We start from the raw sequence: 20,350 nt of genomic DNA on the forward strand, positions 1-20,350 counted from the left end.
GGGTCAGGCCTCGAGCTCCATGACGGTCTTGCCGATGCGGATGGCCGTGCCGGGGCCCACGGGCAGCGCGCGGGTGACGGGGGCGCCGTTCACGTAGGTGCCGTTCGTGGAGCCGAGGTCCTCGAGGAACCAGCGGGTGCCCTGCGGGAACAGCCGGGCGTGGCGGCCGGAGGCGTAGTCGTCCACGAGCACCAGGTCGGCGTCCTGGGCGCGGCCCATCAGCAGGGGACGGCCCTCCAGGGCGATGGTCTGCCCGGCCTTCGGGCCCTCGACCACCCGCAGGGTCCGGGACAGCCGCGGGGCCGGCGTCGTCGGCGCGGACGCGGCGGGGGACGGCGTCGACGCGGGCGCGGGTCGGTCGACCGCGGACGAGCCCGCCCCGGCGACCCCGGCCGCGGGCACCGCGGTGACCAGGCCGGCGTCGCGCTGGGCCTGCTGGAGGCGCGTCTTGTTGCGCCGGCCGACCACGAGGTCGCGGCCCTGCGCCATGACGATGGAGATGATCAGCACCCACAGGGCCAGCAGCAGGCCCATGCGGAGCACGGCGACGGCGAGCTCGCTCATGCGCGGCCCCCCGTCCCGCCGAAGAACAGCAGCTCGGTCTGGCCGACGGTCACCACGTCCCCGTCGCGCAGGGTGACGGAGCCGTCCACGCGGCGGCCGTTGACGAGCACGCCGTTGCGGCTGCCCAGGTCCAGGAGCGTGACCGTGGAGCCGACGGTGAGCAGGCGCAGGTGCTCGCGGGACACCGAGGAGTCCGGGATCACGAGGTCGGCACGCTCGGCCGAGCGGCCGAGGATGAGGTCGTCCCCGTCCAGGGGGAGCATGCGGCCGTCCAGCTCGAGGGCCGGGCCGGCGGGCCCGGTCACGGGGCGGCCCATCACGACGGTCGGCTGGTCGGCGTGGGCAGGGGCGGCGGGCGCGGCCGGGGCGGCGGGCGCGGCCGGGGCGGCGGCCCGGCGGGGCGCCGGACGGGGTCCGACGCGCGGGGCGGGGGAGGGCTCACGGGGCGCGGCCGCCGGCAGGTCCTCGACCAGTCGGTCCGGCGCCGCGGCGGAGGCTCCCGGGCCGTGGGCGGCGGCGGGCGAGGCGCCGTCGTCGTGGGGGGCCGGGGCGGTGAGCGAGCCGTCGTCCAGGCGGGTGACCACGCGCAGGTCCCCGGCGCGCACGTCCGCGTCCGGGTGGAAGGCGACCCGGACCGTGCCGGGCAGCGCATAGCCCTGGGAGTCGGCGTGGCGGATGACCTCGTCGCACAGCTCGCTGGCGAGGGTGGACCCCCACGAGCGGGCGCGCTCGAAGTCGGCGGGGGAGAAGTGGACCACGTAGCTGTTGGGCGCGACCGTGTGGCCCTCCGACAGGGCGAGAGACTCGTCGTCCATCGCCTGCCGCAGGGCCGAGGCGATCTCCACCGGCTTGACCGCCCGCGGACCGCCGGCCGAGAAGGCCGAGCGCACGACCCGCTCGAGGCCGCGTTCGAGGTTGTCCAGAAGTCCCACGACGGGGCTCCTTTCCACAGTTGTCCGTCCCGATACTACGGGCCGGGCTGGGAGACCGCCGAGAACAGCGGCATTCTGCGGGGTGGAGCGCGGGTGGGAGAGGCCACGGAGGGGGCGGGCCACGGGCGCGGCGGGGACGCGGGGGCGGGTGTCGGGGCCGATTTGCACGCCCGGGCGGGCGGGGGTTAGAGTATTCCTCGCTGCCTGTGACGGTCGCCGGATGTCCGGGGCCGAGAGCAGGAGGCCGCTCGCGCGAGTGGCGGAATTGGTAGACGCGCTGGCTTCAGGTGCCAGTGTTCGCAAGGACGTGGGGGTTCAAGTCCCCCCTCGCGCACCGAGGACGAAGGCCCCGGAACCGTGTGGTTCCGGGGCCTTCGGCGTTCCCGGGCTGGTCCCACTCACCGGTTGGGGGCGGTTTCGGGCGGTATCCACGCCGAATACCGCCCGAAACCGCCCCCAAACGCCGCGGGGTGGGCCGGGCGCAGGGCCGCCCGCCCGACGCCGGCCCTCACGGCTTGACGCACACCACCGGGACGCGCGCCTCGAGGATGATCTGCTGCGCGGCCGATCCCAGCAGCAGCTTGCCCACGGGGGAGCGGTGCTTCACGCCCACCACGATCCGGCTCGCGCCCACGCGCTCGGCGTGCTCGAGCAGGTCGCCGACGGCGTCCCGGCCGCGCTCCTGGGCGTGCGCCACGGACACGCCGACGCCGGCCTCGCGTGCCTCCGCCTCGTCCGGCTCGGTCCCGTCGAGGGAGAACCAGACCACGTCCTCTCCGCGCAGGGCCGCCTCCGCCAGGGCGGCCCGCCAGGCCGCGGCGCTCTCGGGGGTGCTGGTTCCGGTGCTGATGATCGTCATGGGGACCACTGTGCGTCATGGGCGCGGTCCCCGTCACCACCCGGGCCGGTTGTCGTCGGTCACTCTGCGGACGCGGAGCGCACGCAGCCTCGTCGCGCTGTTACGGTGACCTCCACCACTCGCACCTGTCCCCGGCGCCACTCCCTGGCGGCGGGGTGTCTCTGTTAGGAACCGCCATGTCCTCCACCTCCCCCGACGGCCCCCCGCGCCGACGCACGGGGATCGGCCGGATCGTCTTCAGCGTGATCGCGGTGCTCACCGTGCTCGCGGCCTCCGCCTTCTCCATCCGCTCGGCCTCGGGAGGGAACGACATCCGCACCAACCTGACCCTCATCGCCCCCGCGGCCGCCGGCGGCGGCTGGGACTCGTTCCAGCGCGAGCTGCAGCAGACCATGCGCGTCAACGGGCTGGTGAACAACGTCCAGGTGGTCAACATCCCCGGTGCCGGCGGCAACATCGCCCTCGGCCAGCTGACCACGCTCGAGGACGCGAACAACCTCATGGTGGGCGGCACCGGCCAGATCGCCGCCCACGCGGCCCGTGGCACCGGCCCCGAGCTCTCCCAGGTCACCGCGGTCAGCCGCGTCGTCGAGGAATACAGCCTCGTGGTGGTCCCGGCGGACTCGCCGTACCAGAGCATGGACGACCTGGTGAGCGCCTGGCGCGCCGACCCCGCCCACGTGGCGTGGACCGGCGGCGGCTCCTTCGACCAGCTCGTCATGGCGGACATCGCCCGCACGGCCGGCGTGCCGGTCGCGGACACCACCTACATCCCGTCCGACGGCGGCGGCGAGGCCATCCAGGCCCTGCTCAACGGCACCGCCCAGGCCTCCGCCGGCGGCTTCGCGGACATCTACCCGCAGGTCGAGGCCGGCCGACTGCGCGCCCTCGGCGTGGTGGCGGCCGAGCCGCTGGCCGGCGTCGAGGAGATCCCGACCCTGCGCTCCCAGGGCTACGACGTCACGCTCACCAACTGGCGCGCCCTGTTCGTGCCGCCGGGCGTCTCCGCGGAGGAGCGCACCGAGCTCGAGACCCTCATCGCCGAGGCGGTCGACACCCCCGAGTGGAAGGAGGCGGTGCAGCGCAACTACTGGAACCCCGTGCCCCTCTCCGGCACCGAACTCGAGGAGTTCATCGCCGCCGAGAAGGAGCGCATCGGCACGCTGACGGAGGAGATCAAGTGAGCCACGCATCCACCGTCCCCCCCGCCGCCGACGCCCCCTCCCGCTGGGGACGCGCCGCCGGGCTCTCCGGACTCGTCATGCCGGCCGTGCTGGCCGCGTTCAGCCTCTACCTGCTGCTGGGGTCCCTGACCATGGACACCGACGGCGCCGACTTCCCCGGCCCGGACTTCTTCCCGCTGATCCTCTCGGTCGCGGGCCTCGTGATCGCCGCCGCGCTCGCGGTGGAGGTCGTGCGCGTGCGCCAGGCCCCCGAGGGTCAGGCCGACGCGGACGGCGAGGTCGGCCAGGCGGCCGGCCCGCTGACCCTGTTCCACTCGGACTTCGGCGCGCTGGCCTGGTGCTTCCTCGGCTTCCTCGCGTTCGCCGTCCTGCTGCCCTGGCTGGGGTGGATCCTCGCCGGGGCGCTGCTGTTCTGGTGCGTCACGCGCGCGTTCGGCGCCCCGCACCCCGTGTTCGACATCCTCGTCGCCCTGTTCGTCTCCTCGCTGGCCTACCTCGGCTTCGCGGTGGCCCTGGGCCTGACCCTGCCCTCGGGCATCCTGGGAGGTGGCTTCTGACATGGAGACCCTCGGACTCCTCATGGAGGGCTTCGCCGGAGCCCTCACCCCGATGAACCTGCTCTGGGTGGTGCTGGGCTGTCTGCTCGGCACCGCGGTCGGCGTGATGCCCGGACTCGGCTCCTCGATGGCCGTGGCCCTGCTGCTGCCCATGACCTTCGCCCTCGAGCCCACCGCCGCGTTCATCATGTTCTCCGGCGTGTACTTCGGCGGCCTCTTCGGCGACTCCACGATGGCCATCCTCATGAACACCCCCGGCCAGGCCTCGGCCATCGCTTCCACGTTCGAGGGCCACCGCATGGCCCAGGACGGCCGGGCGGCCCAGGCCCTGGCGACGGCGGCGCTCGGCGCCTTCATCGGCGGCATGGTGGCCTCGGTGTGCGTCGTGTTCCTCGCCCCCGTCCTGGCGGAGTTCTCCACGAGCTTCGGCCCCGCGGAGTACTTCGCGCTCGCGCTCTTCGCCTTCGTGGCCACCTCCTCGGTGGTCGCCGACTCGGTGCTGCGCGGCCTGGCCTCCCTGGTGCTGGGACTGGGCATCGCCGTCGTCGGGATCGATGCGGTGACCGGCACCGAGCGCTTCACGATGGGCTCCCCGCAGCTGTTCGACGGCATCCCGCTCGTGACCGTCACGGTGGCGATCCTCGCGCTCGGCGAGGTGTTCCACGTGGCCTCCCGGGTGCGCCGCGAGCACGAGGACCTGCGCATCCGTCGCACCGGCCGGCCGTGGCTGTCGGGCGCCGAGTTCCGCGAGGCCGCCCCGGCGTGGCTGCGCGGCACGGCGATCGGCCTGCCGTTCGGCATCGTGCCGGTGGGCGGCTCCGAGGTGCCGACGTTCCTGGCGTACTCGGCCGAGCGGCGCCTGGACCGGCGCCGGGCGCATCCGCAGTTCGGCCGCGGCGCGATCCGCGGGCTGGCGGCCCCGGAGGCCGCGGGCAACTCGACCACCGGCATGGCGATGGGCGCGCTGCTCACGCTCGGCCTGCCCGTCTCCGCGACGGCGGCCATCATGCTGGCGGCGTTCCGCCAGTACGGGCTGCAGCCCGGCCCCCTGCTGTTCGACCGCAGCCCGGACCTCGTGTGGGCGCTGCTGGCGAGCTTCTTCATCGCGATGATCGTGCTGCTGGCGATCAACCTGCCGTTCGCGCAGCTGTGGGCCAAGCTCCTGCTCATCCCGAAGCACTACCTCTACGCGGGGATCACGCTGTTCTGCGGGCTGGGCATCTACGCCACCACGGGCGCGGTGTTCGACCTGCTGATGCTGCTGGGGATCGGCGTGCTGGGCTTCCTGATGAGGCGGTACGGCTACCCGCTGGCGCCGCTGATGATCGGCATGGTGCTCGGCCCGCTGGCGGAGACCAGCCTGCGCGACGCCCTGCTCAGCTCGGTGGGCGACCCGGCCGTGCTCGTCTCCACCCCCATCACGTGGGTGATCTACGGGATCCTGGCGATCGTGCTGGCGTTCTCGGTGCGGGCCGCCGTCGTGCGCCGGACGCGCCAGGACGTGTGAGCGGAGGCGGGATCCGCACCCCCCGAGGCAACGCGGGTTGAGTTGTCACCGGTGTGCGGCCTCCGCACCCGTGACAACTCAACCCGCGTTTCTGGTGGGCGGCGGCCCCGCTCAGTAGTGGTACGTGTCCGACGGCGCCGTGATCGCGTTGTCCTGGTCCGGGTACCGCGTGGAGCGCACCCCGAACGCGGTGGCCAGCCCGAGGATCTTCTCCGCGCGCGCCTTGCGGGGCAGGTCGGAGCCGTTGCGGATCTCGCCGCCGTCGGCCTCGAAGTCCGCGAGGAACTCGTGGGCCCACGCCAGCTCCTCCTGGGACGGGCTGAGCCCCTCGTTCACGGCCGCGCACTGCTCCGGCGCGAGGCACAGCTTGCCGGTCATGCCGAACTCCGCGGTCACCGCCGTCGCCTCGGCGAGCTTCACGCCGGTGGAGCCCACGGTCGGCCCGTCGATCGCGCCCGGCAGCCCCGTGGCCCGCGCCGCGATCGTGAACTGGGACCGCGTGTACGCCAGCGCCTGCGGCGACTCGCCCAGGCCGGTGTCGCGGCGGAAGTCGCCGATCCCGAAGGCCAGCCGGAACGTGCCCTTCGCGGCGGCGATCGAGTCGATCCGCTGCAGCCCGCGCGCCGTCTCCACGAGCGCCACGACGGGCACGCCGGGCAGCCGTCGGGCGGTCTCGTTCACGTGGTCCGTGGACTCCACCATCGCCAGCACGACGCCGGCCAGGCCGCCCTCGGCGACCGGCCCGCCCAGGTGCGCGGGCAGGGCCGCGGCGAGCGCCTCGACGTCCTGCTCCCACCACCGCGAGCCGTAGCCGTTGAGCCGCACCCAGCCGGTGTGCCCGGAGGTCAGCCAGGCGACGGCGTCCGCGCGGGCCTGGTCCTTGTCCTTGGGGGCCACGGCGTCCTCGATGTCGAGGATGACGATGTCCGCGGCCGAGTCCTCGGCGGGCTGGAACCGTTCGGGCTGGGCGGCGTTGACCAGCAGCCAGGAGCGGGCGAGCTCCGGATCGATGCGCTGGCCGGGCACGGGCTGGAACGCGGGGGAGGGGGTGATCGCGGCGGGCAGGGTCACGGTCATGAGGGGCTCCTTCACGGGGCTGGGGCGTCGGGCCGAGGTCGCGGGCGGGGTGCCTCGCGCGGCGGACGGCCGGGGGACGGACCAGGTGGGCCCTGAGCGAGCGGCGTCGGTTCGACGCCGAAGGGCGCCGCGGGTGTGCGGCGCGTCCACAGCACAGTACACGCCACCGTGTCCGACGTCACCCGGGTGGGCGTGGATCTCGGCTCAGAAGGGGTGACGGGTGCGGGGGGAGCGCGTAGCGTTCATCGGGGTCCGGACGACGTCGGCCGCGCAATGGGGCGCGGCCCTCCGCGCGTCGGTCGGGCCGCGACACACCCCTGCCCACCGGACCACGAGGACGCTCAATGACGAGGATCCCCGCCGAGGACGAGGCCGTGACGGCGCCGTCCTCCCCGCTCGACAACGCCCTGGCCCAGCTCTCCGCCGCCGTGAAGACGCTCGGCTACGACGAGGGCCTGCACCAGATGCTCGCCGCCCCCCGCCGCGAGATGGCCGTCTCCATCCCCCTGCGCCGCGACGACGGCTCCACCGAGGTGCTCCGCGGCTACCGCGTGCAGCACAACTTCTCCCGCGGCCCGGCCAAGGGCGGCGTGCGCTTCAGTCAGGACGTGGACCTGGACGAGGTCCGCGCGCTGGCCATGTGGATGACCTGGAAGTGCGCCCTGTTGGACGTGCCCTATGGCGGCGCCAAGGGCGGGGTGGCCATCGACCCCCGCCAGTACTCGAAGGCCGAGCTCGAGCGCGTCACCCGCCGCTACACCTCCGAGATCCAGCCGATCATCGGCCCCGAGGTGGACATCCCCGCCCCGGACGTGGGCACGGACGAGCAGACCATGGCCTGGATGATGGACACCTACTCGGTGAACGTCGGCCACACCACGCTCGGCGTGGTCACCGGCAAGCCCGTCTCGCTCGGCGGCTCGCTGGGCCGCGCCTCCGCCACCTCGGCGGGCGTGGTCCACGTGGCGCTCGCCGCGCTCGAGCACCTCGGCATCGAGCCGTCGCAGGCGACGGCGGCGGTCCAGGGCTTCGGCAAGGTCGGCGCCGGCACGGTCGAGCTGCTCGAGGCGGCCGGCGTGAAGGTCGTGGCCGTGTCGGACCAGTACGGCGCCGTGCGCGACGACGAGGGCCTGCACTACGACGCCCTGCAGAGGCAGCTCTGGGACACCGGCTCCGTGAAGGACACCCCCGGCACCGCGCCCATGGACGCGGACGAGCTGCTCGAGATGGACGTGGACCTCGTGGTCCCGGCCGCCGTGCAGTCCGTGCTGACCGAGGAGAACGCCCCGCGCGTGCGCGCCCGGCTGGTCGTGGAGGGCGCCAACGGCCCCACCACGGGCGAGGCCGACCGCATCCTCGCGGAGAAGGGCGTCCTGGTCGTCCCGGACATCCTGGCCAACGCCGGCGGCGTGATCGTCTCCTACTTCGAGTGGGTCCAGGCGAACCAGGCCTACTGGTGGAGCCGCGAGGAGGTGGACGAGCGCCTGAAGCAGCGCATGGTCGCCGCATGGAAGGCCGTGCTGGCCACCTCCGAGAGCCGCCGCGTGAGCCTGCGCGAGGCCGCCACCCTGACCGCCGTGCAGCGCGTGGCCGAGGCCCACCGCACCCGCGGCCTCTACCCGTGACGGGGGGCGGCCCCGCCGCCTGACCCCGTCCGGCCGCCCGAGCGCGGCCCCGCTGCCCGCCCGCGGGCCGACGGCCCGGAACCCCGGAGGTTCCGGGCCGTCGTCGTGGGCGGGCCCGTCCCTGAGGTGCCCCCACGGCCCGTGACGTCCATCTCTATTTCGAATTTTGACGATCAGGCGTGGACAACCCGCCCGGATGATGTTTGAATTTGAAACAAGTTCGGAGGCCGAGGAACCGCCCGCCGCGGCGGCCCACCCCGGACACACCAGACAGACCCGCTTCAGAAGGAGCACCCCATGAACGCCATCACCACCGGCACCTGGAACCTGGACGCCGCGCACTCGGACGTCGACTTCGTCGTCCGCCACGCGGGCATCTCCAAGGTCCGCGGCACCTTCCACGCCGTGGAGGGCCAGCTCGTCATCGCCGAGCAGTTCGCCCAGTCCTCCGTCGACGTGACCGTCGACGTCGCCTCCATCAGCACCAAGAACGAGGGCCGCGACGCCCACCTGCGCTCCGCCGACTTCTTCGACGTGGAGCAGTTCCCCACCATGACCTTCCGCTCCACCGAGGTCCGCGGCGAGCCCGAGGAGTTCACCCTGGTCGGCGAGCTGACGCTGCACGGCGTCACCCGGACCGTGGAGCTCGAGGCCGAGTTCGGCGGCCAGGACAAGGATCCCTTCGGCGCGACCCGCGTGGGCTTCGAGGCCACGGGCGAGATCTCCCGCAAGGACTTCGGCCTGACCTGGAACGCGGCCACCGAGGCCGGCGGCCTCCTGGTCTCGGACAAGGTGAAGCTCGAGATCGGCGCCGCCTTCGTGCTGCCCGAGGCCGACGCCCAGGCCTGAGCCTGAGTCGACCTCGCGCGTCGAGACCGGGTCCCTCGATGAGGGGCCCGGTCTCCTCGTAGGGTGGGGCCCATGATGGCTTCGAAGACCCCGCACCAGAACGTCACGTTCGACCTGCCCACGAAGGACGCCGGCCAGGACGGCGACCGGACGGGCCACGGCTACCTCGCGCTGCCCGCCTCCGGGAAGGGCCCCGGCGTGATCGTGATCCAGGAGTGGTGGGGCCTGGTGGACCACATCAAGGACGTGTGCGACCGCCTCGCCGACCTCGGCTTCGTCGCGCTCGCCCCGGACCTCTACGGCGGCTGGATCGCCCACGACGGTGACGAGGCCGGCGAGATGATGCAGAACCTGCCCGCCGAGGAGGGCGCCCGCCAGCTGGCCGGCGCCGTCGACTGGCTCCTCGCCCGGGACGAGGTGACCTCGCAGACCGTGGGGGCGATCGGCTTCTGCATGGGCGGCGGCTTCGTACTCGCCCTCGCGGCACAGCAGGGCGACAAGGTCTCCGCCGCCGTGCCCTTCTACGGCGTGGGCCAGGGCGTGCCCGGCGACTTCTCCGGCGTCACCGCCGCCGTCCAGGGCCACTACGCCGAACAGGACGACTCCTTCCCCGTCGAGGACGCGCGGCGGCAGGAGCAGCAGATCCGCGAGGAGTCCGGGGCCGACGTCGAGTACTTCTACTACGACGCCCCGCACGCCTTCCACAACGACGAGAACCCCCAGGGCAACTACCGGCCCGAGGCCGCGGCCCTCGCCTGGGACCGCGCCGTCTCCTTCCTGAAGGAGAAGGTCCGCTGAGCGGCTCCCGTGGCGGCCGGGGCGGGAAGTCCCGCGCGAGCAGGGGCGGCCCCGCCCGATCCACCCGCTCCGGCGGCGGGCGCGGCGTGGCCAAGGGCGTGAAGCCCGCGGGCCGCGCCGGGGGCGAGGGCCGGCGTCGTCCCGCGCCCGCGCCACCGGCCGACCTGCCCGTCCCGCCCGAGACCCTCTTCCTGGCCACCATCCCCGGGGCCACGCCGTCCACGTGGGTGGAGCGGTTCACCACGCGCCAGCGCACGGTGCAGCTCGTCAACCACGACGACGCCGCCCAGCTGGCCCACCTCGCCCACGACGACGCCGGTCAGCCCCGCCACTTCCTGCCGCAGCTGGGCTATGTGCGGCGCCGACGCGACGTGTCCGCCGAGGAGTTCCTGCGCGCCGGCGGCGTCGACCCGGGCCACGTGCACCTCGTGGGCGTGTACTCCGAGCTGCCGGTGGTGTGCGTGGGCAAGGACCACCTGCTCGCCGCCTGGGACGTGGACGCGGACGGCCCGGTGCCGCCCGCCGAGCTCGACCCGGACGAGGAGCTGGATCCCGCCCGCTTCGCCCCGGCCCCCAGCGCGGAGCCGATGGACGCCGCCGAGCTGCCCGGCGCGGGCGAGCGGATGGCCCTGGAGATCGCCGCGTCCGGCGCCGGCCACGTCGTGCTGCCGATGTCCGTGGCCCGCATGTTCGGCCGCAAGGACGTGATCGTGCTGCCGCTGGCCTCCACCCTCGACGACACCGTGGGCCTGTCCCGCGCCGACCGCGAGGCCGCCGCCACGCGGTCGGCGCTCGCGGACGAGCAGGCGCGGGCCGAGGCGGAGGCGGGCGCCGCCGTCGTCGACGGGCCGGATCCCGCGCGCCACGGCGACGACGACGCCCGCCACCCCGGCTGGGACGTCGCCCTGGCCTGGCTCAAGGCGGCCGACTCGGAGCTCGTGCAGGCGTTCGTGGGGGTGGCGCGCGGGCGGCGGGGCGCCAGCTCGCGCTGAGGGCGGGCGCGCCTATGCTCGGAATGAGCCGCATCACACTCAAGGAGGGCGCATGTCCGAGCATCAGCAGCACGTCGGCCGCCGGGACCCCCGGATCAGCGACGAGGCCATCGAGCGCGGCCGCCGCGCCCACGAGCTCGACCGCGCGCACGTGTTCCACTCGTGGAGCGCGCAGCGCGACCTCACACCCATGACCATCCTCGACGCCGAGGGGTCGTGGGTGTGGGACGGCGAGGGTCGGCCCATGGTCGACTTCAGCGGGCAGCTCGTCTTCACGAACGTCGGCCACCGCCACCCGAAGATCGTGGCCGCGATCCGGGAGCAGGCCGAGACGCTCGCCACCGTGGCCCCGCAGCACGTCAACGACGCCCGGTCCGAGGCGGCCCGGCTGATCACGGAGCGGCTGCCGGAGTCCATCAACCACGTGTTCTTCACGAACGCGGGCGCGGAGGCCAACGAGCACGCGGTGCGGATGGCACGCCTGCACACGGGCCGGCACAAGGTGCTCTCCGCGTACCTCTCGTACCACGGCGCCACGCGCCTGACGGCGAACCTGACCGGCTCCCTGCGGCGCGTGGGCTCGGACTCGGCGTCCGACGGCGTCGTGCACTTCCAGCCCGCGTACACGTACCGCTCCGCGTTCGGCTCGGAGAGCGACGAGCAGGAGGCCGAGCGCGCGCTGGCCCACCTGCGCGACGTGATCGAGCTCGAGGGCCCCTCCACCGTGGCCGCCGTGATCCTCGAGGCCGTCCCCGGCACCGCGGGCATCTTCCTGCCGCCGCCCGGCTACATGGCCGGCGTCAAGGAGCTGTGCCGTGAGCACGGGATCCTGCTGATCATCGACGAGGTCATGGTCGGCTTCGGCCGCGTGGGCGAGTGGTTCGGCCACCAGCTGACGGGCGTCACCCCGGACATCGTCACGTTCGCCAAGGGGGTCAACTCCGGGTATGTGCCGTTGGGCGGCGTCGCCATGAGCGACGACGTCTACGAGAGCTTCGCGACCACGCCCTACCCCGGCGGCCTGACCTACTCGGGCCACCCCCTCGCGTGCGCGGCCGCCGTCGCCGCGATCACCGCGATGGAGGAGGAGGGCATGGTCGCCCACGCGAAGCGCATCGGCGAGGAGGTCATCGGGCCGCGCCTGGCCGAGATCGCCGCGGCCCACCCGAGCGTGGGCGACGTGCGCGGCGCCGGCGCGTTCTGGGCCGTCGAGCTGGTGAAGGACCGGCAGACTCGGGAGCGGCTGGCCCCGCTCGGTCAGGTCGCGCCCGTGATGGGGCGGATGATGGCCGAGGCCAAGGACCGCGGGCTGCTGCTGTTCATGGCCGAGAACCGGTTCCACCTGTGCCCGCCGCTGAACATCTCGGACGAGGACCTGCGCTTCGGCCTCGACGTGCTCGACCAGGTCCTCGCCCTCGCCGACGAGGAGGTCGCGGCCGGCTGACGGGACCCGCCCCCCAGCCCCGCCCGGCCCCGCCCCAGTCCGCCCACCCCGCGTTTTCGAACGTGAAATGGGGGTTCTCAGCGCTTTCGGTCGTGAGATTGGCCCTATCTCACGACCGAAAGTGCGCGTGGCGCGGGGATGCGCGTGGCGCGGGATCGGGGTCAGCCGAGCCGGCCGGCCTCCGAGGCCTCGAACTGCTCCTCGTCCTCGGGCACCGGCTCGGTGCCGCGGGCGCGGGCGATCGCCGTCATGAGGTGGTACACCACCAGGGCGGCGACCGTGCCGAGCGTGATGCCGCCGAACACGAGCCCGCCGACCACGAGCTGGGGGTCGGCGATCGCGATGATCAGGCCCGCACCCGCCGTCATGAGGTTCACGGTGTTGGAGAAGTCCACGCGGTTCTGCACCCAGATGCGCACGCCCATCATGCCGATCATCCCGTAGAGGATGATGCCCGCGCCGCCGGCCACCCCGGCCGGGATGGTGGCGACGGCGGCCCCGAACTTCGGCAGGAACGCGAGGGCGATCGCGGTCAGGCCGGCCACCCAGTACGCCGCCGTCGAGTAGACGCGCGAGCTGGCCATCACGCCGATGTTCTCCGCATACGTGGTGGTGCCGACGCCGCCGCCCGCGCCGGAGAGCATGGTGGACAGGCCGTCCGCGATCAGGGCACGGCCGGTGAGCGGGTCCAGGTCGCGCTTGGTCATCAGCCCGACGGTCCTGACATGGCCGATGTTCTCCGCGACCAGCACGAGCACGACGGGCAGGAACAGGGGCAGCAGGTCCCAGCGCAGCTCCGGGCCGTGGAAGGGCGGCAGCCCGATCCAGGCGGCCTCCCCGACGGCGGCGAAGTCCACCTGGCCCTGCGCGAGGGCCAGCACGTAGCCCACCACGATGCCCACGAGGATGGACAGGCGGCCCAGGAGCCCCCGGAACGTCACGGCCGTGAGCACCACCGCCAGGGCCGTGCCGAACGTGGTGACCGGCACCTCCTGCATGGCCGTCGTCGTGGCGCCGGCGAGGTTGAGGCCGATCAGGGCCACGATCGTGCCCATCACCGCCGGCGGCATGAGCGCGTGGATCCACCCGGTGCCGGCGCGGTGCACGATCGCGCCGATCACCGTGAGCAGCAGGCCCGTCACCAGGATGCCGCCGAGCGCGGCCCCCGTGCCGCCGATCGCGGCGGCGGCCGTCAGGGGTGCGATGAACGCGAACGAGCTGCCCAGGTACGAGGGCAGGCGGTTGCCCGTGATGACCAGGAAGAGCAGGGTGCCCAGGCCGGAGAAGAGCAGCGCCGTCGTCGCGGGCATGCCGGTCAGGGCGGGCACGAGCACGGTGGCGCCGAACATGGCCATCACGTGCTGCACGCCGATGCCCACGGTCCGGGGCCAGCTCAGCCGCTCGTCCGGGGCGACGACGGTGCCCGGGGTGATGGTGCGGCCGTCGCCGTGGAGGCGCCAGCCGGGGCCGCGCGAGGGCCGGGTGGGGGTGGGGGACATGGCCGCCTGCCGAGGGGTCGGGGATGGGGGTGTCGGGCGTTTCTCGGGGGCCTGGAAGCCTGAGCACAGCCCCGGTTCCGCGCCGGTGATTAGGGTACCGTGGGGCGCGTGGCTCAGTACTGTGGTGTGATCGGAGAGGCGCTCGTCGACGTCGTGGTCTCGGACACCGCGACCCCCCGCGTGCACGTCGGGGGCAGCCCCCTGAACGTGGCCGTGGGCCTGAGTCGGCTGGAGCGGCCCGTCCTGTTCGCCGGCCGCCTCGGCCGCGATGCGCACGGGGACATGATCGCCTCGCACCTGCGGGAGAACGGCGTGCGCTGCCTGCTCGAGCCGGATGCCGCCGCCACCTCCGTGGCCACCGCCCGCCTGGACCCCACGGGCGCCGCCAGCTATGAGTTCGAGCTGGACTGGACGCTGCCGCCCGCCGCCGCGCTCGCCCGGGACTTCGACGACGCCGCCGGCGGCCCGCTGCACCACATGCATGCCGGCTCCATCGCCACCATGCTCGCCCCCGGCGACGCCGAGGTGATGGCCCTGCTCGAGCGGATCTCCGCGGTCACGACCATCAGCTACGACCCCAACGTGCGGCCCACGATCGTGCCGGACCGGGCGTTCGCCCGCGCCCGCGCGGAGGAGTCCGTGCGGCTGGCGGACGTGGTGCACGCCTCGGACGAGGACATCGCGTGGCTGTACCCGGACCGCCCGCTGCGCGAGTCGCTGCAGGCGTGGCAGCAGATGGGCCCGGCGTTCGTGGTGATGACCCGCGGCGCCGAGGACATCGTGGCCGTCACCGCGCACGGCGTGGTGGAGCGCCCGATCGTGCCCGTGGACGTCGCGGACACCGTGGGCGCCGGCGACTCGTTCACCGCCGCCCTGCTCGCCGCCCTCGACGACCGCTCCCTGCTCGGCGCCGCGAACCGCGGCCGCCTGCACGCGATGGACCCGGCCGACGTCGAGTCGGTGCTGATCTACGCCTCGCGCGCGTCGGCGATCACGGCCTCCCGCCCGGGGGCGGACCCGCCCACGCGGGCCGAGCTGGCGGACTGATCCCACGCCCGCCCGTCCCCGCACGAATCTGTTGCGCATCTGACCCTTCCGGCGGGCGGGGACGCCCCCAGAAGGGTCAGAGACGCAGAAGATCCCGGTCGCCTCAGAGCAGGCCCAGCCCTCGCACGGCGTCGCGCTCGGCCTCCAGCTCGGCGACGGTCGCGGCCAGCCGCCCGCCCTCACCCGGCAGCACGGACTCGTCCGGCTCCAGCCCCGGCACGATCCGCCACGCGGTGCCGCCGTCGGAGGTCACGGGGAACGAGCTGATCAGCCCCTCCGGCACCCCGTAGGAGCCGTCCGAGACCACCGCGGCCGACGTCCGGCGCGGCGCCCCGTCCGCGTCCACACCGGTGCCGAGGGTCCAGTCGCGCAGGTGATCGATCGCCGCGGACGCCGCCGACGCCGCCGAGCTCGCCCCGCGCACCTCGATGATCTCCGCGCCCCGCCTCGCCACGCGCGGCACGAACTCCTCGCTCGCCCACACCGGGTCCACCACCTCGAGCGCCGGCCGCCACGTCCCGTCCACCCGCACGCGGGCGTGGGTGAGGTCCGGGAACTGGGTGGCGGAGTGGTTGCCCCAGATCGTCACGCCGGACACGTCCGTCACCGCGACGCCGGCCCGCGCCGCCAGCTGCGCCACGGCCCGGTTGTGGTCCAGCCGGGTCAGCGCCGTGAAGCGCGCGGCCGGCACGTCCGGGGCGTGGGCGGCGGCGATCAGCGCGTTGGTGTTGGCCGGGTTCCCGACGACGACGACCCGCACGTCCTGCGCCGCGTGGTCGTTGATCGCCCGGCCCTGAGGCCCGAAGATCCCGCCGTTCGCCTCGAGCAGGTCGCCGCGCTCCATGCCCTTCGTGCGCGGCCGCGCGCCGACGAGCAGCGCGTGCTGGACCCCGTCGAAGGCGCGGGCCGGGTCGTCCGTGACCTCCACGTCGGCCAGCAGCGGGAAGGCCGCGTCGGCGAGCTCCATGGCGGTGCCCTCCGCGGCGCCCAGGGCGGCCGGGATCTCGAGCAGGCGCAGCCGGACCGGGGTGTCCGGGCCGAGCATCCCGCCGGCGGCGATGCGGAAGAGCAGCGCGTAGCCGATGTTGCCGGCGGCGCCGGTGACGGTGACCGTGCGGGGCGTCGTCGACGCGGGGTCCGGGGCGGTGTCCTGTGCGGTGGTCTGCTGTGCGGTGTCCACGCCCCCATCGTGCCCCCGCTCGCCCGCGGAGGACACCCCGGCCCGCCGCACGGCCCCGGCCTAGACTGAGCGCATGCCCGCCCTGCCCCTGCCCTCGCGCCGTCCGCAGATGATCGCGACGGACCTGGACGGCACCATCATCGGGTACCGGCACACGCGGTCGGGGCGCCTGAGCCCGCGCACCATCGCGGCGCTGCGGGACGCCCACGACGCCGGCGTCGAGGTGGTGTTCGTGACCGGCCGTCCCCTCCGCTGGCTCGGCCCGCTGAGCGCGCAGCTCGGCCCCGTCGGCCCGGTGATCTGCTCCAACGGCGCCGTCCTCGTGGACACCGCCACGGACGACGTCCTGATCGCCCACCCCATGCCCGTCGAGGCCGTGTGGACAGCCACGGACCGGCTGCGCGCCCTGGACCGCACCGTGTCCTTCGGCGCCGAGACCCTCGAGGGCTTCTTCTGGGAGCACGCGTTCTCCGAGCGCGCCGAGTTCCGGGCCGAGGTCCACGCGGCGGCCACGCTCGAGGCCGCGCTGCCGGGTCGGCTGGGCGTGGTGAAGCTGCTGGCCCGCTCGGACACCCTGGCCCCGGACGCCTTCCTCGCCGCGGCCCGCGCCGAGCTGGACGAGCTCGTGAGTGCCACGCACTCCGCGCCCGGCATCGCGCTCGTGGAGATGTCCGCCCCGGGCGTGCACAAGGCCGCGACCCTCGCCGAGTTCGCCGCGAGCCGGGGGGTCGCGCCGGTCGACGTCGTCGCGTTCGGGGACATGCCCAACGACCTGGAGATGCTCCAGTGGGCTGGTCTCGGCCTGGCCGTGGCCTCGGGCCATCCGTCGCTGCTGGCCGCGGCGGACGGCGTGGTCGGGGCGTGCGACGACGACGGGGTGGCCGCCACCGTCGAACGCCTGCTGGAGCTGCCCACGGACTGAGCCGCGGGCCACCCCCGGCGGGTCAGAGGAACTCGTACGGGTCGAACGCCTCGACGTCGATCACGCGCAGGCGCGGCAGGGACGAGTCGAACGCGCCCACCGCGTGCTCCAGGTCGAAGAACTCGACCCCGGGGATGCGGCGCAGCTCGTGGGAGAGGAACTCCTCGAAGCCCATGATCCCGGTGCGTCGGCCCGGCGTGGCCGCGAGGTCGGTGAGCTGGGGGGCGAAGTCGGCGTCGTGGCTGACGAGGACGACGTCGTCCTCCCGGCCCAGCAGCGCCTCCGCGGTGCGCTGGATGCCGATGTCCACGACCTTGCCCTCGCCCCGCAGCATGATCGGCTGGAAGCCGAGGGCGGTGAGCGCCTGGACGAACGGGATGGGGATCTCACCGTCGATGGCGAGGAAGAACAGGCCCTTGACCGGCTGGTCCCAGCGGTCCTCGAGGTAGCCGAGCAGGCGCTTCCAGCGTGGCCGCTCGTCGGGCTGGGGGCGCCGCTGCAGGATGGACGTGCCGAGGGTGGCGTCGATGTTCTCGCCGTCGATCAGCAGGTAGGTGGTTCGCTCGCTCACGCTCTCGAGGCTACCCGCTGGGGTGGACGTCGGTCAGCGCGCGCGGTCGAACGGGGCCGTCAGCAGGCGGACGACGCCCTCCAGCGGCCCCGCGCGGAACGGGCCGATACGCACGACGGCCCGCCACAGCAGCGGCAGCAGCAGCGCGCCGGCCACCAGCACGGCCAGGTTGAACCACGTGTCGTCCGTGCCCGTGGCGCTGCGCCACGGCCCGGGTCCGAGCCCCCGCACCCAGCCGAGGTACCACAGGTGCGCCACGTACACGGACAGCGTCATCGCGCCGCGCACGGCCAGCAGCCCGGCCCACCGCGGCGCCAGGGCCGCGCACCCGCCGAGCACGGTCAGCACGAGGCCCGTGTCCAGCAGGGCCTCCGCGGGGGTCGCGGTGGAGGGCACGGGGGCGGCGCCGGTCTGCGTCCGGGACAGGGCGAGCACGACGCCGGCCAGCGCGATCCCCCCGGCCGCCCAGGCGAGCCCCGTGAGCCGTGCGCGCCGGGCCGGGGCCGCCGTCGTCGTGCCGTGGACGGTGGCGACCAGCACCGCCCCCAGCAGCGCCCACGCGAGGAACAGGGGGAGACGGTACGGGCCGTCCGTGAGGAACGCGGAGACCCACGGGGTCAGCGTCGCGCGGCTCAGCCCGAGCGCCTGCGCGGCGGGGAGGAGCCGGTCGACGACGTCGGCCGTCGGTGTGGCGGCGAGCAGGAGGCCGCCTCCGCCGGCCAGGACGGCGAGCACGAGGTGCGCGGCGAGGGGGAGGGCGGCCAGCAGTGCCATGAGCACCGTGAGCACAGCCAGGTGCGCCAGCACGTTCACGACGGCCGCCCCGAAGAGCCCGGTCAGCCACGCCGCCCCGCACAGGGCGGCCGCCCGCACAAGCGCGCGGGGCACGGCCCGGCCACGGCCCAGCCACTCCGCCTCGAGGCGCGCGCCCACGCCCACGAGCGCCGCGAACAGGGGCGCGGTGAGGTGCTCGGAGAGGTGGAGCACCCCACCCGGGCCGCCGGCGGGCGCCGTGTGGGCGACCATCATCGCGACCAGGGCCAGGCCGCGCGCGACGTCCACCCAGACCAGGCGGCCCCGGGCGGTGTGGGTGGCGGCGGGAGCGTGGGAGGAGGGGGCGGGCACGGCGACCTCCGAGGTGGGGGACTCAGTCCAGGACGCGGGTGAGGTCGGCGTCCTCGTAGCGGACCGGCTTCGAGCCGGTGACGAGCTTGTGGCCGAGCCACAGCGCGAGGAACAGGGGCAGGCCGATGTACGCGCTGGCCACGGCCACGAGGTCCACGTCGCCCATGAACGCCTGGTAGTTCTGGCCGAGGATCACGACGGCGCACATGACCAGCGCGACGATCGGGCCCAGGGGGAACAGGAAGGCGCGGTAGGGCAGATCCTTCGGATCGTGGCCCTGCGCGACGTAGGCCTGCCGGAACCGGTAGTGGCTCCAGGCGATGCCCATCCACACGATGAACCCGGCCAGGCCCGAGGCGGAGACGAGCCACACGTAGGCGGCGCCGTCCCCGATGAACGTGGTCAGGAAGCACGCCGCGCCCACCGCGGTGGTGGCGTAGAGGGCGTTCATGGGCACGCCGCGCCGGTTCACCTTCGCCAGGAAGCGCGGGGCCTTCCCGGAGTCGGCCAGGGCCCAGAGCATGCGGGTGGAGGCGTACAGGCCCGAGTTGCCCGCGGAGAGGATGGCCGTGAGGATCACGGCGTTCATCACGGAGGCGGCGGCGAGCACGCCCGCGTTCTCGAAGACGAGCGTGAACGGGGAGATCGAGATGTCCTCGACGTCGCTGCCCAGCAGGTGGGGGCTGGTGTAGGGGATGAGGAAGCCGACGACGGTGATTGCGCCGACGTAGAAGAGCAGGATGCGCACGAACACGGTGCGGATCGCCTTGGGCACGTTCTTCTCCGGGTCCTCGGCCTCGCCCGCGGCCACGCCGACCAGCTCGGTGCCCTGGAAGGAGAAGCCGGCCACCATGAAGATCGCCAGGATGCCGGCGCCGCCGCCCACGAAGGGGGCCTCGCCGTCCGTCCAGTTGTGGAAGCCGGGGGAGGAGCCGCCGAGGATGCCGACGATCATCAGGACGCCGAGCACCAGGAAGATCACCACCGTGGCGACCTTGATGAGCGAGAACCAGAACTCGCTCTCGCCGTAGGCGCGCGTGGAGAGGGCGTTGAGGCCGAAGAGCAGCGCGAGGAAGATCGCGGACCAGATCCACGAGGGCACGTCCGGGAGCCAGTACCGCATGATCAGGGCCGCCGCGACGAGCTCGGCGGCCACCGTGATCGCCCAGTTGTACCAGTAGTTCCAGCCGATGGCGAAGCCGAACGAGGGGCTCACGAAGCGGGTCGAGTACTCCTCGAACGCGCCGGAGACCGGCAGGTACGTGGACATCTCGCCGAGCGACTGCATCAGCAGGAACACCATGAAGCCGATGGCCACATAGGCCACGAGGGCGCCACCGGGGCCGGCGGTCGCGATGGTGTTGCCCGAGGCCACGAACAGGCCCGTGCCGATGGCGCCGCCCATCGCGATCATCGTCAGGTGCCGGGACTTGAGGGTGCGTTGCAGGGAGCCGCCCTCATGGGTGGCGTGGGCGGCGGAGGCGGCCGGCGTCGACGGGGACGTCCGGGGTGCGCTGGTGTCCACGGTGGCCTTTCGGTGGAGGAGCGGTCGGACGCGCGTCGAAGGCCGCGGCGTCCCACCCTGCTGCACGGTGGTAGAAGGGTATCCCGGCCGGGC

At 73.9% G+C, this 20,350-nt stretch carries 19 protein-coding genes and 1 tRNA gene; 11 read left to right on the forward strand and 9 right to left on the reverse strand.

All coding sequences use genetic code 11. The features are described 5' to 3' along the window. Positions 1–3: 3 nt before the first annotated feature. A complete protein-coding gene (locus AC0VX2_RS00120) occupies positions 4–564 on the reverse strand; it encodes an FHA domain-containing protein FhaB/FipA (protein WP_020624445.1) in 561 nt (186 codons plus the stop codon). Continuing rightward, on the reverse strand, positions 561–1,496 hold the full coding sequence (locus AC0VX2_RS00125) for an FhaA domain-containing protein (RefSeq protein WP_020624446.1): 936 nt from the start codon (positions 1,494–1,496) through the stop codon (positions 561–563). Before AC0VX2_RS00125 ends, AC0VX2_RS00120 begins: the two co-directional genes overlap by 4 nt. 250 nt (positions 1,497–1,746) lie before the next feature. Between AC0VX2_RS00125 and AC0VX2_RS00130 the strand changes: the two genes are divergently transcribed. Beyond that, positions 1,747–1,830, forward strand: a tRNA-Leu gene (locus AC0VX2_RS00130). Between the two features lie 174 nt (positions 1,831–2,004). Here the strand turns inward: AC0VX2_RS00130 and AC0VX2_RS00135 are convergent. Next, on the reverse strand, positions 2,005–2,355 hold the full coding sequence (locus AC0VX2_RS00135) for a universal stress protein (protein ID WP_043278910.1): 351 nt from the start codon (positions 2,353–2,355) through the stop codon (positions 2,005–2,007). A gap of 176 nt (positions 2,356–2,531) precedes the next feature. Here AC0VX2_RS00135 and AC0VX2_RS00140 point away from each other — a divergent pair, with 176 nt between their 5' ends. Genes AC0VX2_RS00140 through tctA form a run of 3 tightly spaced genes read left to right on the forward strand, consistent with a single transcriptional unit; the run spans position 2,532 to position 5,603 of the window. After that, positions 2,532–3,539, forward strand: a complete 1,008-nt coding sequence (locus AC0VX2_RS00140; protein WP_020624448.1) for a tripartite tricarboxylate transporter substrate binding protein — start codon at positions 2,532–2,534, stop codon at positions 3,537–3,539. Next, entirely contained in the window at positions 3,536–4,096 is a 561-nt protein-coding gene (locus tag AC0VX2_RS00145) for a tripartite tricarboxylate transporter TctB family protein (RefSeq protein ID WP_020624449.1), read from the forward strand. The genes AC0VX2_RS00140 and AC0VX2_RS00145 overlap by 4 nt, the downstream gene beginning before the upstream one ends. Position 4,097: 1 nt before the next feature. After that, the gene (gene tctA / locus AC0VX2_RS00150; RefSeq protein WP_002858211.1) at positions 4,098–5,603 is read left to right on the forward strand and encodes a tripartite tricarboxylate transporter permease TctA; all 1,506 of its coding nucleotides are present in this window, start codon (positions 4,098–4,100) and stop codon (positions 5,601–5,603) included. 111 nt (positions 5,604–5,714) lie between these two features. Here tctA and AC0VX2_RS00155 read toward each other — a convergent pair whose 3' ends face one another. Then, on the reverse strand, positions 5,715–6,680 hold the full coding sequence (locus AC0VX2_RS00155; RefSeq protein WP_051995298.1) for an HpcH/HpaI aldolase/citrate lyase family protein: 966 nt from the start codon (positions 6,678–6,680) through the stop codon (positions 5,715–5,717). 344 nt (positions 6,681–7,024) lie between these two features. On the opposite strand from AC0VX2_RS00155, the gene AC0VX2_RS00160 reads away from it, so the two are divergent. From AC0VX2_RS00160 to AC0VX2_RS00180, 5 genes are all read left to right on the forward strand, one after another. After that, on the forward strand, positions 7,025–8,305 hold the full coding sequence (locus AC0VX2_RS00160; RefSeq protein WP_036316520.1) for a Glu/Leu/Phe/Val family dehydrogenase: 1,281 nt from the start codon (positions 7,025–7,027) through the stop codon (positions 8,303–8,305). A 297-nt stretch (positions 8,306–8,602) separates the two neighbouring features. Then, on the forward strand, positions 8,603–9,154 hold the full coding sequence (locus AC0VX2_RS00165) for a YceI family protein (RefSeq protein ID WP_036316519.1): 552 nt from the start codon (positions 8,603–8,605) through the stop codon (positions 9,152–9,154). 72 nt (positions 9,155–9,226) lie between these two features. Further along, positions 9,227–9,952, forward strand: a complete 726-nt coding sequence (locus tag AC0VX2_RS00170) for a dienelactone hydrolase family protein (protein WP_036316518.1) — start codon at positions 9,227–9,229, stop codon at positions 9,950–9,952. A gap of 86 nt (positions 9,953–10,038) precedes the next feature. Beyond that, a complete protein-coding gene (locus tag AC0VX2_RS00175; RefSeq protein WP_101965665.1) occupies positions 10,039–10,944 on the forward strand; it encodes a hypothetical protein in 906 nt (301 codons plus the stop codon). Positions 10,945–10,996: 52 nt separating this feature from the next. Then, complete coding sequence (locus AC0VX2_RS00180) at positions 10,997–12,388, forward strand: aspartate aminotransferase family protein (RefSeq protein ID WP_036316513.1); 1,392 nt, start codon at positions 10,997–10,999, stop codon at positions 12,386–12,388. A 161-nt stretch (positions 12,389–12,549) separates the two neighbouring features. On the opposite strand, the gene AC0VX2_RS00185 is transcribed toward AC0VX2_RS00180, so the two are convergent. Beyond that, positions 12,550–13,887: a uracil-xanthine permease family protein gene (locus tag AC0VX2_RS00185; RefSeq protein ID WP_036316530.1), complete on the reverse strand. Its 1,338-nt coding sequence runs from the start codon at positions 13,885–13,887 to the stop codon at positions 12,550–12,552. A gap of 126 nt (positions 13,888–14,013) precedes the next feature. Here AC0VX2_RS00185 and AC0VX2_RS00190 point away from each other — a divergent pair, with 126 nt between their 5' ends. After that, positions 14,014–14,934 carry a carbohydrate kinase family protein gene (locus tag AC0VX2_RS00190; protein WP_010079702.1) on the forward strand — a complete coding sequence of 307 codons (921 nt, stop codon included), beginning with the start codon at positions 14,014–14,016 and terminating at the stop codon, positions 14,932–14,934. A gap of 103 nt (positions 14,935–15,037) precedes the next feature. On the opposite strand, the gene AC0VX2_RS00195 is transcribed toward AC0VX2_RS00190, so the two are convergent. Then, positions 15,038–16,114 (reverse strand): malate dehydrogenase, encoded by a 1,077-nt coding sequence (locus tag AC0VX2_RS00195; RefSeq protein WP_098093908.1) that lies wholly within the window; start codon positions 16,112–16,114, stop codon positions 15,038–15,040. A 73-nt stretch (positions 16,115–16,187) separates the two neighbouring features. Between AC0VX2_RS00195 and AC0VX2_RS00200 the strand changes: the two genes are divergently transcribed. Further along, positions 16,188–17,036 (forward strand): HAD family hydrolase, encoded by an 849-nt coding sequence (locus AC0VX2_RS00200; protein ID WP_101965663.1) that lies wholly within the window; start codon positions 16,188–16,190, stop codon positions 17,034–17,036. Between the two features lie 22 nt (positions 17,037–17,058). On the opposite strand, the gene AC0VX2_RS00205 is transcribed toward AC0VX2_RS00200, so the two are convergent. From AC0VX2_RS00205 to AC0VX2_RS00215, 3 genes are read right to left on the reverse strand one after another with little or no spacing between them, the layout of a single operon-like run. Next, positions 17,059–17,607: an NYN domain-containing protein gene (locus tag AC0VX2_RS00205; protein ID WP_002858225.1), complete on the reverse strand. Its 549-nt coding sequence runs from the start codon at positions 17,605–17,607 to the stop codon at positions 17,059–17,061. A gap of 33 nt (positions 17,608–17,640) precedes the next feature. After that, positions 17,641–18,732 (reverse strand): acetyltransferase domain-containing protein, encoded by a 1,092-nt coding sequence (locus AC0VX2_RS00210; protein WP_129867231.1) that lies wholly within the window; start codon positions 18,730–18,732, stop codon positions 17,641–17,643. 22 nt (positions 18,733–18,754) lie between these two features. Further along, complete coding sequence (locus tag AC0VX2_RS00215; RefSeq protein WP_049146374.1) at positions 18,755–20,257, reverse strand: amino acid permease; 1,503 nt, start codon at positions 20,255–20,257, stop codon at positions 18,755–18,757. Positions 20,258–20,350: the final 93 nt, after the last annotated feature.

Source organism: Micrococcus sp. iso_239 (genome assembly GCF_056173395.1).